This is a genomic window from Arthrobacter sp. UYEF21 (assembly GCF_040546085.1).
In the GTDB taxonomy this organism is placed as follows: Bacteria; Actinomycetota; Actinomycetes; order Actinomycetales; family Micrococcaceae; genus Arthrobacter.
Genome location: NZ_JBEPNF010000001.1, coordinates 505,815 through 520,367, shown reverse-complemented (window position 1 = coordinate 520,367; position 14,553 = coordinate 505,815). Strand labels below are relative to the sequence as shown.

Annotated in this window: 13 protein-coding genes; 3 read left to right on the top strand and 10 right to left on the bottom strand. The window is 63.8% G+C overall.

The window, feature by feature from the left end:
- Positions 1-56: 56 nt before the first annotated feature.
- The gene (locus ABIB27_RS02460) at positions 57-1,442 is read left to right on the top strand and encodes an HNH endonuclease (RefSeq protein WP_502909091.1); all 1,386 of its coding nucleotides are present in this window, start codon (positions 57-59) and stop codon (positions 1,440-1,442) included.
- 510 nt (positions 1,443-1,952) lie between these two features.
- Here ABIB27_RS02460 and ABIB27_RS02455 read toward each other — a convergent pair.
- From ABIB27_RS02455 to ABIB27_RS02415, 9 genes are all read right to left on the bottom strand, one after another.
- Positions 1,953-2,192 carry a type II toxin-antitoxin system RelE family toxin gene (locus ABIB27_RS02455; protein WP_354214425.1) on the bottom strand — a complete coding sequence of 80 codons (240 nt, stop codon included), beginning with the start codon at positions 2,190-2,192 and terminating at the stop codon, positions 1,953-1,955.
- Positions 2,120-2,338, bottom strand: a complete 219-nt coding sequence (locus tag ABIB27_RS02450) for a hypothetical protein (protein WP_354214438.1) — start codon at positions 2,336-2,338, stop codon at positions 2,120-2,122. The genes ABIB27_RS02455 and ABIB27_RS02450 overlap by 73 nt, the downstream gene beginning before the upstream one ends.
- A gap of 220 nt (positions 2,339-2,558) precedes the next feature.
- Positions 2,559-3,533, bottom strand: a complete 975-nt coding sequence (gene nrdF / locus ABIB27_RS02445; RefSeq protein WP_354214279.1) for a class 1b ribonucleoside-diphosphate reductase subunit beta — start codon at positions 3,531-3,533, stop codon at positions 2,559-2,561.
- A gap of 91 nt (positions 3,534-3,624) precedes the next feature.
- Positions 3,625-5,745 carry a class 1b ribonucleoside-diphosphate reductase subunit alpha gene (gene nrdE, locus ABIB27_RS02440; RefSeq protein ID WP_354214424.1) on the bottom strand — a complete coding sequence of 707 codons (2,121 nt, stop codon included), beginning with the start codon at positions 5,743-5,745 and terminating at the stop codon, positions 3,625-3,627.
- Between the two features lie 65 nt (positions 5,746-5,810).
- A complete protein-coding gene (gene nrdI, locus ABIB27_RS02435; RefSeq protein WP_354214278.1) occupies positions 5,811-6,284 on the bottom strand; it encodes a class Ib ribonucleoside-diphosphate reductase assembly flavoprotein NrdI in 474 nt (157 codons plus the stop codon).
- A gap of 55 nt (positions 6,285-6,339) precedes the next feature.
- Positions 6,340-6,585 carry a glutaredoxin-like protein NrdH gene (gene nrdH / locus ABIB27_RS02430; RefSeq protein WP_354214277.1) on the bottom strand — a complete coding sequence of 82 codons (246 nt, stop codon included), beginning with the start codon at positions 6,583-6,585 and terminating at the stop codon, positions 6,340-6,342.
- 355 nt (positions 6,586-6,940) lie between these two features.
- Complete coding sequence (locus tag ABIB27_RS02425; RefSeq protein ID WP_354214276.1) at positions 6,941-8,308, bottom strand: class I SAM-dependent methyltransferase; 1,368 nt, start codon at positions 8,306-8,308, stop codon at positions 6,941-6,943.
- Positions 8,305-9,036, bottom strand: coding sequence for a DUF1365 domain-containing protein (locus ABIB27_RS02420; protein ID WP_354214275.1), 732 nt, complete (start codon positions 9,034-9,036; stop codon positions 8,305-8,307). Before ABIB27_RS02420 ends, ABIB27_RS02425 begins: the two co-directional genes overlap by 4 nt.
- Positions 9,033-10,412: an NAD(P)/FAD-dependent oxidoreductase gene (locus ABIB27_RS02415; RefSeq protein WP_354214274.1), complete on the bottom strand. Its 1,380-nt coding sequence runs from the start codon at positions 10,410-10,412 to the stop codon at positions 9,033-9,035. The genes ABIB27_RS02420 and ABIB27_RS02415 overlap by 4 nt, the downstream gene beginning before the upstream one ends.
- A 180-nt stretch (positions 10,413-10,592) precedes the next feature.
- Here ABIB27_RS02415 and ABIB27_RS02410 point away from each other — a divergent pair, with 180 nt between their 5' ends.
- Together ABIB27_RS02410 and ABIB27_RS02405 are read left to right on the top strand one after the other, a co-directional pair.
- Positions 10,593-11,510, top strand: a complete 918-nt coding sequence (locus tag ABIB27_RS02410; protein ID WP_354214273.1) for a LysR family transcriptional regulator — start codon at positions 10,593-10,595, stop codon at positions 11,508-11,510.
- A gap of 45 nt (positions 11,511-11,555) precedes the next feature.
- A complete protein-coding gene (locus tag ABIB27_RS02405; protein WP_354214272.1) occupies positions 11,556-12,062 on the top strand; it encodes a DUF2004 domain-containing protein in 507 nt (168 codons plus the stop codon).
- Positions 12,063-12,167: 105 nt separating this feature from the next.
- On the opposite strand, the gene metE is transcribed toward ABIB27_RS02405, so the two are convergent.
- A complete protein-coding gene (gene metE, locus ABIB27_RS02400; protein WP_354253437.1) occupies positions 12,168-14,507 on the bottom strand; it encodes a 5-methyltetrahydropteroyltriglutamate--homocysteine S-methyltransferase in 2,340 nt (779 codons plus the stop codon).
- Positions 14,508-14,553: the final 46 nt, after the last annotated feature.

Sequence of the window (14,553 nt, the reverse complement as noted above, 5' to 3'; positions counted from 1 at the left end):
CCCAGTCCCAATTGGCACGAGACCGAAATGTCAGAGGTGGCTGGCAGAATCTGGTTATGGATGGGATTCAGGATTTCCTAACGCGGACGACGGCGGCAAGCGGCGCTGCTGCGCTCGGCGCCGGAGTGCAGGAACTGATTGCCGCCGTTAGTTGCATGCGGCCGGCTGCGGACAGGGCCGGACTGATCGAGCAGCTGCGGGGACTCGAGGACCTCAAGTCCGCGGTAGCTGGCGCCCAGGCCCGGGTTGCCGTGGCGTTCGACGGCGTTGAGCGCCGGGCTCAGGCCGCGTCTGGTACTCCCGCGACGGATCTGGGCCAGGGCGTTGCCGCCCAGATCGCCCTCGCCAGGCGCGAGTCCCCTGCCCGCGGCAGCAGGCTTTTGGGTCTGGCCAAGGCGTTGGTTACGGAAATGCCGCACACCCTGGCAGCCCTGGACACAGGCCAGCTGAACGAATGGCGCGCCACACTGCTGGTGAAAGAAACTGCGTGCCTGAGTGCTGCAGACCGTTGCGCCGTGGATGAAGAGCTGTCAGCAGATACCGGGACCTTCGCGGGCGCAGGGGACAAAGCACTCATCGCCGCTGCCCGGGCTGCGTCCTATCGCCGTGATCCACGCACCGTCACGCAGCGGGCCAGCCATGCGGCAACCGAGCGTCACGTCAGCCTGCGCCCGGCACCGGACACAATGACGTACCTGACCGCATTGCTTCCTGTCGCTGAGGGCGTAGCGGTCTACGCGGCGCTGAGCCGCCATGCCGATTCATTTCACGCGGACGGCGACACCCGTTCCCGTGCCCAGCTCATGGCCGATGCCCTTGTCGAACGGACCACGGGCGTTCCGGGCGGCATATCCGGAGTCGAGATACAGCTGATCATGACCGACCGCACGCTCTTCCAGGGCGACAGCGAACCCGCCAGGCTTGTCGGCTACGGCATCGTGCCGGCAGGCTGGGCACGAACCAAGGTCAATTCGGCCGAGCCTGGGCACGGCCAGGAGCTGAAGGCGTGGGTCCGCCGGCTCTACACGGCGCCGGGCACTGGCGAACTCGTAGCAATGGACTCCCGGGCCCGGCTCTTCCCGGCAGGACTGCGGCGCTTCATCCAGTCCCGTGATGACACCTGCCGGACGCCTTACTGCGACGCGCCCATCCGGCATTTCGACCACATCGTTCCGTGGCACCTTGACGGGACCACCAGCCTGGGCAACGGTGCCGGCCTGTGCGAAGCCTGCAACCACACCAAAGAGATACCGGGTTGGAAGGCAAGGCCCAGCCCCGGGCCAAGGCACCGCTTCATGCTCAGCACCCCCACCGGCCACAGCTACCACTCCACCTCACCGCCGCTGCCGGGAACGGGAGTCCCGGCAACAGTGCCTACACGGTCGCGGAGGACTTTACGGCGGCGATATCGGAGAATCCGCAGCGCGAACGATGGACCGTGAGCATGGCTGGTCGGTGCGCGATCGCTTGTGCATGAATGGTCGGACACGGACCGCTGCGCTCATCCTTACTGCAACGGAATGAACGAGGGTTCCAAGATCAGCTTGTCCGACACTTCGATAATTTAGGACTGGGCTGCCTTGTTGTGGCCGAATGAGAATCCGAAGTTGTCAGGTCTCTTCCCGAAGTATTCGTATCGACCCTGCCCAGCATCAGCGAAACTCGAAGCCGAACTGTCGCAGGCCGGGATGCGTGGGAACCCCGCTGGCTGTTAGGCGTCCGCCAGCAGGATCAGACCCAAGAACCCCGCACGCCGTTGCGTGCGGGGGCCCTGTGCAGTGCAACATTCCGAGGATGACCGTACGTCGCAGTTGACGGCGGCTTACTCCGCTCTGCGGATGCTGCCGTTCAGCCTCTTCTGAACTTGATCAGGGGCGGCACTGGAAACGGTCCAGTTCTTTCCGACGTTGAGAAACGGTTTAGGACTTTGGCCAACTAGCTGCAGTTGGGGCCTACTTCTGGTAAATGTCCCGCCTGTGCCCCAAGTTGACCCCCACAACCAAGAGAATGTCGTCCTGGACCCTATAGATGATCCGATAATCACCTTCACGGATTCGGTAACCCGGACGGCTGCTCAAGGCGATTGCCTTGGGCGGCCGTGGATCTTGACCCAAAAGCGCTATTGCGCCGTGAATTCGCTCCCGATCCTCCGGATGAAGCTTCCTGAGTGCCCGGACGGCTGCTGGTCGCAGCTCAATCCTGTAGTTGGTCGTGCCCAGCCGAGGTCCGCCTTCACTTGGGCCCAAGGAATGTTCTCGCCCTCTTCAGCCATTGCTGCGTCGAACGCAGCAATGTCCTCGACTTCTTCCAACGCGTCAAGCATCTGCTCGTAGCGCACTGGCGACACCAAGACCGGGTGGGAGAAGACGGCCTGTACGCCTACTTCACTGCGAGATAACCTGCCGAGTGAAGCCCGCCAGCGACCGCCTCTGCCCCACCCCTACCCGTACGCCGAATCCACGGGGGGGTCGCCATTATACAAGGGACTCCGCACAAAGCGTGCGGAGTCCCTTGTGTCCAGGTCCTCAAAGTATTGCCGGGCAGCCGGCAAAAATTAGCTAGAAGTCCCAGTCATCATCCTCAGTATTGACGGCCTTACCGATCACATACGACGAACCGGACCCCGAGAAGAAGTCGTGGTTCTCGTCCGCGTTGGGCGACAGCGCGGACAGGATCGCCGGGTTCACATCGGTGACGGACGCCGGGAACATGGCCTCGTAGCCCAGGTTCATCAGCGCCTTGTTGGCGTTGTAGTGCAGGAACTTCTTGACGTCCTCGGCCAGGCCGACGGAGTCGTAAAGGTCGTGCGTGTACTGGACTTCGTTTTCATACAGCTCGAAAAGCAGCTCGAACGTGTAGTCCTTGATCTCCTGCTTGCGCTCCTCGGACAGGCCCTCCAGGCCCTTCTGGAACTTGTACCCGATGTAGTAACCGTGCACGGCCTCATCACGGATGATCAGGCGGATCAGGTCAGCGGTGTTCGTCAGCTTGGCCCGTGAGGACCAGTACATGGGCAGGTAGAAACCGGAGTAGAACAGGAAGCTCTCCAGCAGGGTGGAGGCCACCTTGCGCTTCAGGGGATCATCGCCCTGGTAGTAGTCCATGACGATCTGGGCCTTCTTCTGAAGGTTCTGATTCTCGGTGGACCAGCGGAATGCCTCGTCGATCTCCTTGGTGGAGGCCAGCGTGGAGAAGATCGAGGAGTAGCTCTTGGCGTGCACGGACTCCATGAACGCGATGTTCGTGTAGACGGCTTCCTCGTGCGGCGTGATCGCATCCGGTATCAAGGAGACGGCGCCCACGGTGCCCTGGATGGTGTCCAGCAGAGTCAGGCCCGTGAACACACGCATGGTGAGCTGCTGCTCGTCCGGAGTCAGCGTCGCCCACGACTGCACGTCATTGGACAGCGGGATCTTCTCCGGCAACCAGAAGTTATTGACCAGTCGGTTCCAGACATCCACGTCCTTGTCGTCCTGGATGCGGTTCCAGTTGATGGCCTCGACGTGGCTGAGCAGCTTGACCTTTTCGGTCATGTCATCCCCTAAAAGTTGGGTTAGTTCTTGAGTTAAAGCGTACGACGACGGGCGGGCGCCCGCCGTCGTACCGGATCAATTTAGTTGAAGATTAAAGCATGCAGCTGACGCAGCCATCAACCTCAGTTCCCTCCAGCGCGAGCTGGCGGAGACGGATGTAGTAGATGGTCTTGATGCCCTTCTTCCAGGCGTAGATCTGGGCCTTGTTGATGTCGCGCGTGGTGGCGGTGTCCTTGAAGAACAGCGTCAGGGACAGGCCCTGGTCCACGTGCTGGGTGGCGGCAGCGTAGGTGTCGATGACCTTCTCGTAGCCGATTTCGTACGCGTCCTGGTAGTACTCCAGGTTGTCGTTGGTGAGGTACGGCGCCGGGTAGTACACGCGGCCCAGCTTGCCTTCCTTGCGGATCTCGATCTTGGACGCCACCGGGTGGATCGAGGAGGTGGAGTTGTTGATGTAGGAGATCGAGCCGGTCGGCGGGACAGCCTGCAGGTTCTGGTTGTAGATGCCGTGCTCCATGACGGAAGCCTTCAGCTCACGCCAGTCATCCTGGGTGGGGATGTGGATGTTCTTGAACAGTTCGGCAACCTTGGCCGTCTGCGGGACCCATTCCTGGTTGGTGTACTTGTCGAAAAACTCGCCGGAGGCGTACTTGGACTTCTCGAAGCCGCCGAAGGTCTGGCCGGTCTGGATGGCCAGCAGGTTGGAGGCGCGGACGGCGTGGAACACCACAGAGTAGAAGTAGATGTTGGTGAAGTCCAGGCCCTCTTCGGAACCGTAGTGAACCCGCTCGCGGGCCAGGTAGCCGTGCAGGTTCATCTGGCCGAGGCCGATTGCGTGGGACTGGTCGTTGCCGCGGGCGATCGAGGGCACCGAGGTGATGTTAGACATGTCCGAGACGGCCGAGAGGGACCGGATGGCCGTCTCGATGGTCAGGCCGAAGTCCGGCGAGTCCATGGCCTTCGCGATGTTCAGCGAGCCCAGGTTGCAGGAAATGTCCTTGCCGGTGGTCTCGTAGGACAGGTCATCGTTGTACGTGGTGGGCTGGGAGACCTGGAGGATCTCTGAGCACAGGTTGGACATGATGATCTTGCCGTCAATCGGGTTTTCCCGGTTCACGGTGTCCTCGAACATGATGTACGGGTAGCCTGATTCGAACTGGATCTCCGCGAGGGTCTGGAAGAATTCGCGCGCCTTGATCTTGGTCTTCTTGATCCGGGAGTCATCCACCATCTCGTAGTACTTCTCGGTGACCGAGACGTCGGAGAACGGCATGCCGTAGACGCGTTCGACGTCGTACGGCGAGAACAGGTACATGTCCTCGTCCTTCTTGGCCAGCTCGAAGGTGATGTCCGGGATGACAACGCCGAGGGAGAGGGTCTTGATGCGGATCTTCTCGTCCGCGTTCTCGCGCTTGGTGTCCAGGAAGCGGTAGATGTCCGGGTGGTGCGCGTGCAGGTACACAGCTCCCGCACCCTGGCGGGCACCGAGCTGGTTGGCGTAGGAGAAGCTGTCCTCGAGGAGCTTCATCACGGGGATGACGCCGGAGGACTGGTTCTCGATCTGCTTGATCGGGGCGCCGACCTCGCGGATGTTGGTCAGGGCGAAGGCGACGCCGCCGCCGCGCTTGGAGAGCTGCAGCGCGGAGTTGATGGAGCGGCCGATCGACTCCATGTTGTCTTCGATGCGGAGCAGGAAGCAGGAGACCAGCTCACCGCGCTGGCGCTTGCCGGCGTTCAGGAACGTGGGGGTGGCCGGCTGGAAGCGGCCTTCGATGATCTCGTCCATCATCTGGGTGGCGAGCTGCTCATCGCCGCGGGCCAGGTGCAGGGCCACCATGCAGACGCGGTCCTCGTAGCGCTCCAGAAAACGCTTGCCGTCGAAGGTCTTCAGCGTGTACGAGGTGTAGAACTTGAAGGCTCCGAGGAAGGTCTCGAAGCGGAACTTCTTCTTGTAGGCGCGCTTGTAGAGCTCGCGGATGAAGTTCATCGTGTACTGGTCGAGGGTTTCGCGCTCGTAGTACTCGTTCTTGACGAGGTAGTCGAGCTTTTCCTCGAGGTCGTGGAAAAACACGGTGTTGTTGTTCACGTGCTGCAGGAAGTACTGGTGCGCAGCCTCGCGGTCCGCTTCGAACTGGATCTCACCGTTCGGGCCGTAAAGGTTGAGCATGGCATTGAGCTCGTGATAACCCAGGCCCTTGTACGCGGCCGGCATCTCGGCCTTTTCGACGGCCGCACTCCGCTTTTCGTCAGCTGCGGCGCCCAGGCCTCCGGCCCTGGTTACTTCTGTGTCTGCGACAGTCGTGTCCAAAACGTGTCCAATCCATTGTTTACGCGGGCAACGTCTTCTGGCGTGCCCATAAGTTCAAATCTGTATAGCCGGGGTACGTGGCATTTCGCGGCGATGATGTCCGCGGCCATGCAGTAGTTGTCCCCAAAGTTTGTGTTGCCAGCACCGATAACCCCGCGGATCAGGTGCCTGTTCTGCGGGTTGTTCAGGAAGCGGATGACCTGCTTGGGCACCGAGCCCTCTCCCCCGGTGCCACCGTAAGTGGGCACCACCAGCACGAACGGCCGGGTGGCGACCAGCGGCGCGTCCTTTGCATGGAGCGGGATCCGTGCCAACTCCCGTCCCAGCTTCGCGGCGAAGCGGCTGGTGTTCTCGGAGGTCGAGGAAAAGTAGATGAGCTGGCTCTGCGTGGTGACAGGCAGTACCTGGGCCACTGGGGCCCCGGCCACTGCCAGTATTGCCACGGGAGTCACCTCATGTGTGGGATCGAAGATTGCCGAATGGCTAAGAGTGGTGGCCTCAGGCCACGGAGGAAACAGCAGCCAGTGCCAGTTCCTCGATCTTGTCCGGGCGGAAGCCTGACCAGTGGTCCTGGTCCGTGACCACAACAGGTGCCTGCATGTAGCCCAGCGCCTTCAGGCGCTCGAGCGCCTCGGCGTCCTGTGAAATGTCAACGCTCTGGTAAGCGATGCCCTTTTTGTCCAGCGCACGGTAGGTGGCGTTGCACTGCACACAAGCAGGTTTTGTGTAAACCGTAACGGTCATGGTTCCCTGTCCCCTCTATCGAAATCTTCGCTCGTCTTTGTCCCGCCCAAGCTGTACATCGATACTACATGTAGTGCAGACGGCTCTCCGGAACCCCAAGATGATGTATTACAAGTATGTCATTTTATGCACTTTTAATCCACAGGCAGGGGCCGCAAAATGTCCCGGATTCCAGCGATTTTTGCGGACGACATCCACACCCTGTGGAGTACTTAGCCACAATTATCGCCCCGCGTGTCGCCTGCTGGGCGGCGTGTCGCGCCTAGCGGCGAGGCACTACATCCAGTGCCGGGGAACACCAAATGGCCCCGACGAAACCTTCGGGACCCCCTGGCGACGTGATGAACCTAATCGGCTACAGCTGGGCCTCCCGGCGGTCCAGCACAATCTGCTGCACGTCCAGGTAGCCGGACTGGAAACCTGCCCGGGAGTAGCTCAGGTAGAACAGCCACATCCGCTGGAAGACGGCATCGAACCCCAGCTCACGAACCTCCTGCGAGCGCGCAACGAACCGCTCCTCCCACAGGCGCAGTGTGGCCGCATAGTGGTCGCCCATGCCCATCCGCTCCCGCACCCGGAGTGTGGTGTGCTGCTGTGTCACGCTCTCGATGGCCCGCACGGAGGGCAGGAATCCGCCCGGGAAGATGTACTTGTGCACCCAGGTGTAGGCGTTGCGCGTGGCCAGCATGCGCCCGTGCGGCATGGTGATGGCCTGGATGGCAACTTTCCCGCCGGGGGCCAGCACCCGGTCGATGGTCTGGAAATAGATGGGCCAGTACTCATAGCCAACCGCCTCGATCATCTCCACGGACACGACGGCGTCGAACTCGCCCTCCACCGCCCGGTAGTCCTGCAGTGCCACCGTGACCTGGTCCGCGTAGCCGGCGGCCGCGATCCGTTCCTGCGCCAGGTCCCGTTGTTCGCTGGACAGTGTCACGCTGTAGACCGTGGCACCGCGGGCGGCCGCCCGGAGTGCCAGTTCACCCCAGCCGGTGCCGATCTCCAGCAGCCTGGTCCCGGCTCCGACGCCGGCCTTGTCCAGCAGCCTGTCAATCTTCACCTGCTGCCCTTCCGCCAAAGCGTCCCAGGGGACCGAGTCCAGTGCTTCCTCACTCGGGGGGAACAGGGCCGCGGAGTAGCTCATGGTGGTGTCCAGGAAGTTCGAGAAGAGCTCGTTGGACAGATCGTAGTGGCGTGAGATGTTGCTGCGCGTGTTCTGCTCTTCGTTGCGTTCCCGCCTCGGGGTGCGGGGCAGGTACAGGGTCCGGAGCGTCTGCAGCGGCTTGGGGATCAGCGTGCCCACGGATCCCGCGAAGACTTCCAGTACGCCGGCAAGATCGGATGCTTCCCAATCCCCCGCCATGAACGATTCGCCCAGCCCGATCAGGCCGTTGTCCCCGATCCGCCGTTCGAACGCTTCCGGGCGGAGCATGTTCATGACCGGCGCCTCGGAGCCGCCGGTGCCCAGGACTGCACCGTCCGGATAGGCCACACGCATGGGCAGCCGTCGGACTGCTGCCCTGAACAGCAGGCCCGCCGCCTTTCCGGCAACAGCGGCCTTAGTGCCCGACGGCGCGTGCGCAACACCGGGCCAGACGTCCGGATCGATGGTGGCCGGCGACGCCGGTACCCCGGCAGCGCTGTTGCCTGCCAGCGGGTGCCGGGTGGACTTTGCGGCGGGAACCTGCGCAGCGGCCGTTCCGTTCTCGTCGGTCATTGTCATTGAACTGCCTCCTGTGAGGGGTGGTGTGGCCTTTTGACGACGGGCAGACGCCTTGCCCAGAGTTTAACGCCCTGAAAACGGATCAGCGCGGATGCCAGCAGCGGCGCGGCCGGAACCGCGACGGCCGCTGCCAGGATGTTCCTGACGGTGGCCGGACGCCTGTCCCCGTCCACAGTGGCGATGAAGGGGCGGTGCCCTTCCCGCTCCAGGACAATGGAAAGGGACAGCCGTTCCTCCGGGGGCGGCACCTTCATCCGGTACTGCCCGTCAACATCGTTGAAGGGTGAGACGTAAAAAGCTTTGGGAACACTGGCCCGGCCGGAGGCGTCCGTCTCCAGGAGGTAGCAGTGGCGTTCGCCGTAGGTGTTGTGGACCTCGGCGATAGCGCACTGCAGCTCGCCGGACATCCGGTAGCACCAGAAGAGGGTGAGCGGGTTGAACACGTAGCCCGCCACCCGGGCACTGGACAGCATCCGGATGGGTCCGCCGTCGGGCTCTAACCCCTGGGTCCGTAGGAACCGTTCCACGTTGCTGCGGAGGGATGCGGCGGGATCACCTAAATGGTCTGAGGAGCTGAAAACAGCCAGCGGCCGCAGTAACCGGGGCAGTTGCGGAAGCCGGTCCACGTCCACAAACCAGCTGTAACTCCGGTAGGTGAACGCATTCTTCAGCGGGGTCTGCCGCACATGGGAGACGGACGTGCGGTAGATGGCTGCCGTGGGGCTCATGTGTCCTCCGTGGCTGCCAGCAGCACGGGCTCCAGTGACCCCACCCCGGGCGTGTCCCAGGTGCGCCCCAGGCTCGCGGCGGCACGGACACCGGACAGCGCGCCGTCTTCGTGGAAGCCCCAGCCCAGGTACGCCCCGGCGTAGGCGATGCGGTCATCGCTCAGGGCGGCAATCTGTTGCTGCGCCCGCAGGGATTCCGGCGTGTATTGCGGGTGCTCGTACACCATGCGCGCCAGGACCTGGTCCTCGCCGATCAGGTCGGACTCTCCCAGGCTGACCAGGTACGGCCGGCCGTCCGCTGGCTGCAGGCGCTGGAGCCGGGTGAGGTCGTAACTGACCAGGACCTTGTCCGGCCGCGCATCGCAGTCGGGGAGCCGGTAGTTCCAGGACGCCCGGGCGTTGTCCGCTGCGGGCAGGACGGCGGGGTCCCGGTGGAAGACGGTGTGGTTGACCGAGTACGGCATCGCGCCGAGGGCTTCTATTTCGGCCGGCGTGGCATCTGCCAGGAAGGTGAGCGCCTGCGCCGGGTGCGTAGCGATGACTACTGCCTCGAAGTCTTCTACTCCCTGCCCGGTGTCCACTTCAACGCCGAGGGCGTGGCGCCGAATGGCGGTGACAGGGCTGTTGAGCCTGATATCCGGCAGCGTGGCGGCCAGCTTCTCCACATACTGCCGCGACCCGCCGGTGACGGTCCGCCACTGCGGCGAGCCTTTAACACCCAGCATGCCGTGGTGGTTCAGGAAGGTGAAAAGGTACCGCGCCGGATAGGACAGGGCCGTGGTGGGATCGCAGGACCAGACCGCGCTCACCACCGGTGTCATGAAATGGGAGCTGAAGTAGGCACTGAAACGCTCCCTGGCGAGGAATTCGCCGAGGGTCAGCTCGGCACCGTCAGAAGGACCGCCGTCGGACGCTTCCCCCGCCTCGATCAGCGCCCGCGCCCGGCGGTAGAAGCGCATGACCTCCACCAGCATCAGCAGGTAGCGGCCGCGCAGCAGGCTGGACGGCCGGGCGATGATCCCTTTCCCGCCGTCGCGGGCCCCGGCGAACTCCAGGCCGCACCCGTCACACCGGATGGACATGCTCATTTCGGAGTCCTGGGTTTCCACGCCCAGTTCGGCAAACAGCCGAAGCAGGGTGGGATAGGTCCGCTCGTTATGGACAATGAAGCCGGTGTCGATGCCGAACGTGGAGCCGTCCCGCTGCGGGACGCTGTGCGTGTGGGCGTGGCCGCCCAGCCTGCCGTCCGCCTCGAAGAGAGTGACACGGTCATGCCGGTTCAGCACGTAGGCGGCCGTCAGTCCGGCCACTCCGCTGCCCACGACGGCGATTCGCCGCCCTTCCGGCTTGGCGCCCAGGTTCCCTGCCAAAGACACTGTTCTGCTCCTCTACTCGGACTGCGTGATGCATTTGCTCGGTGCAAACTCTCTAGGGGCAGTTCGTCGCCGCTGGGCCTGCGGATGAGTGAGATTCCAGGAATCTTTGTGCCAGAATGAAGCGGACCTTTCAGACCCGCCGTACCGCAGGGCTCATGCGGCTCTGACCGAAGGACAGCCTTGGTAAATCCCGTACATCTGAAGACACTCCTTGAGGTTACCCGGCTGGGTTCATTCGCCGCCGCCGCGGCGCGCCTGGGGTACACGGCATCGGCGGTCTCCCAGCAGATGTCCGCCCTGGAACGCGAAGCCGGCGTCATCCTCTTCCAGCGCTCAGCCCGCAGCGTGGTCCCCACGGAGGCTGCCATCGTGATGACCCGGCACGCTGCGAAAGTGCTCACGGACATCGAAGCGCTGATGGCCGCCGCCGCCAAGACCCACAGCAGCACCAGCCAGGAACTGCGGCTCGGCATCTTCCCCAGCCTGGCCACCTACGTCCTGCCCCGGATCCTGAAGAATCCGGCGTGGAAGGACCTGGGCATCGATCTCCGGGTGTCCGTGGCCGAGCCCTCCCAGACCATCCAGGGCCTGCGCACCGGCGGGGGCCTGGATGTGGCGCTGGTCTTCCAGGTGGGCCAGTCCGGGCTCGCCTGGCCGCACACCATCAACCGTCAGTGGATCGGCGATGACAACTTCCGTGTGGTGCTTCCGTCGGGCTGGGGCTTCGGCCGGGACGCCAAGGTGGCGGCGGACCACCTGTCCGAACTCCCGTGGATCATGCACCACCCCGGGACCCCGGACGCCGTGGTGATCGAGCGGCTTTTTGCCAGCTGCAACCTGTATCCCCGGGTGGTGGCGCACAGCGACGATTTCCACGCCAGCCTGGAAATGGCTGCGGCCGGGCTGGGGGCTGCCCTTGTTCCGGAACTGGCTCTGCATAACCGTCCGGCGGGTGTGGTGGTGCTGGATGTTCCGGAGATCCGCCTGGCGCGGAACGTCTTCGCGCTGCTCATCAACGAGAAGAAGACCGCCCGGGTGCAGCTGTTTGTGGACCTACTCGAGGAAACGCTGGCGGGTCTGGGGGCCGCAGGCAAATAGTCCCTAACGCTGGAATGCTCAGCGCTTGGGGACTATGTTGAAGGTATGAACAGGGTAGCGAGCCAGCACTTTGGAGAAATTGAGCTCAACCACGGCAGGGACCACAACGTCGCCGCCAAACACGAGCTCGGGGGCCAAACGCTGGAACTCGACCTGAATATCAACGCGCACGACCATTTCGACGAAGCAGCCATGCACAAAGTTGACTACCGGCTGCGATTCCTCCCCGAGCTCGTGGATGAGGTAAGGGAAATGATCGCCGAAGAGCTGGGCCAGGAAGGCACCAGCCCGCAGGAATACCTCAATTTCCATTGCAGCGCCCTTAAGACCGAGACTCTTCAGAGAATCTTCGGCGTGGAGGAGCGCAGCCAGCTCACCCCCGACGTGTTCCTCAAAGCCCTCAAGCTCGGCCACGTGGGCATCTACCCGGGCCAGCCCGAGCGCTACTTCGTCCTGGACTTCACCCTCGGCGCCCACTTCACGGACGAGGTACTGGTGGCCTCCGCCGACGAAGACGGCGTAGTGGACGACGAAATCCTCTGGGAATCCTGAGGTTTCGACAAGCTCAACCACCAGAACTTAACGCCCGACGGCGGCCGGCCACTTTAAGGTGACCGGCCGCCGTCGTCGACGTGGTTGAGCTTGTCGAAACCGTTGTTACTTAGCGGATGCCAGCAGGCCTGCACGGACCGTCTTGGTTGCCTTGACCAGGTTGCGCAGGGACTCTTCGGTCTCGGCGTAGCCGCGGGTCTTCAGGCCGCAGTCCGGGTTGACCCAAAGCTGGCGGGACGGGACGTGCTTCACGGCGGTGGCCAGCAGTTCGGTGACTTCGGCTTCGCCCGGAACACGCGGTGAGTGGATGTCGTAGACGCCCGGACCAACGCCGCGGCCAAAGCGGTGCGCCTCGAGGTCGTGGACAACCTCCATGCGGGAACGTGCCGCTTCGATGGAGGTGACGTCGGCGTCGAGGCCGTCGATCGCGTCGATGATCACGCCGAACTCCGAGTAGCAGAGGTGGGTGTGGATCTGGGTGGCGTCCGCTGCGCCGGCGGTGGCCAGGCGGAACGAGTCCACCGACCACTTCAGGTACGCGGCGTGGTCTGCCTTGCGCAGCGGCAGGAGTTCGCGGAGAGCAGGCTCGTCCACCTGGATGACCTTGATGCCGGCAGCTTCGAGGTCCGCGATTTCGTCGCGCAGGGCCAGGCCCACCTGGTTGGCGGTCTCGCCCAGCGGCTGATCGTCGCGGACGAAGGACCAGGCCAGGATGGTGACCGGACCGGTGAGCATGCCCTTCATGGGCTTGCTGGTCAGCGACTGAGCGTATTCGGCCCAGGCAACGGTGATGGGGGCGCTGCGCGTGACGTCGCCCCAGAGGATGGACGGGCGCGTGCAGCGTGAGCCATAGGACTGGACCCAGCCGTGGACCGTGACATCGAAGCCGTCGAGGTTCTCGGCGAAGTACTGCACCATGTCGTTGCGCTCGGGCTCGCCGTGCACCAGGACGTCGTAGCCGAGCTCTTCCTGCAGCTCCACCACGCGCTTGATCTCATCCTTCATGAGCTGCTCGTACTGCCCGTTGGTGAGATCGCCCTTGTTGTTGCGGGCGCGGGCCGAACGGATTTCCGAGGTCTGCGGGAAGGAGCCGATGGTGGTGGTGGGCAGCGGCGGCAGGTGCAGGGCCTCTTCCTGGGCAGCTTCACGCACTGCGTACGCCGAGCGGCTGAAGTCGGCGGCGGTCAGGGCCGCGCTGCGAGCCCGGACGTCGTCGCGGTGAACACCCTTGGCGGCTGCGCGGGCTGCGATGACGGCGGAGGCTTCGTCGATGGCGGCCTTGGCCGAGGACGGGTCGGCCAGGTAGGACGCGAGGGTCTTGACCTCAACAGCCTTCTGGTCGGCGAAGGCAAGCCAGCTCCGGAGCTCGTCGGAGAGCTGTCCTTCTTCGGCAACATCGTGCGGGACGTGCTGGGTGGAGGTGGAGGTGCTGACCGCCAGCTTGCCGGCCGCAGCCTTCAGTTCGTCCAGCTTGCCGGCGGAGACGGCGAGGTCGTTGCGCCAGATGTTGTGGCCGTCAACTACGCCGGCAACCAGGGTCTTGTTCCCCAGGGCGGCAAGGGCTGCGGCGGAGGGGACGGCGCCCTTGAAGGCGTCGATGTGCAGGGCATCGATGTTGGTGGCGGCCAGCGTACCGAGCTGACCGTCCAAAGCGCCGTACGGGGTGGAGACGAGGATCTGCGGGCGCTTGGCTGCGCCGGAGAGCACCTTGTAGGCGCGGGCCACGGCGGCTTCGATTTCGGCGGCCGGGGTGTCCTGGTCAACAACCAGGGCAGGCTCGTCCAGCTGGATCCAGCTTGCGCCTGCGGCGGCGAGCTTTTCGAGCAGCTGCACGTAGACCGGCAGGACGTCCTCGAGACGGGACAGCGGCGCGAAGCCGGCCGGGGCGCCGTCGGAGGCCTTGGAAAGCAGGAGGTAGGTCACCGGGCCCACGATGTACGGGCGGGTCTCGATGCCGTTGGCGAGGGCGAACTCGAATTCCTCCACGATGCGGTTGGAGGCGAGGGTGAACTCGGTCTCCGGGCCGATCTCCGGCACCAGGTAGTGGTAGTTGGTGTCGAACCACTTGGTCATCTCCAGCGGCTGCTCTTCCGAGTTGCCCCGGGCCAGGGTGAAGTAACCGTCGATGTCCAGCTGTCCCTCAGCGTTGAGGAGCTTGCCGAAGCGGGCCGGCACGGCGCCGAGGTGCGCGGTGGCGTCCAGTACCTGGTCGTAGTAGGAGAATGTGCCCGGCACGGCTGCGGCTTCGGTGAGGCCGAGTTCCTGCAGTCGCTTGGCGATAGACAGCTGGATTTCCTTGGCGGCGGCGTCCAGTGCTGCGGCGTCGATCTTGCCGGCCCAGTAGGCCTCGACGGCTTTCTTCAGCTCGCGGCGGCGGCCGATGCGCGGGTAGCCCAGGAGCGAGGCGGCCGGGAAAGGAGTGGCGGGGGTGTTCTGTTCAGTCATGGGAAATTCCTTGCGGTGTTGGTGGAAGCTGCGAATGGTGTGTGGG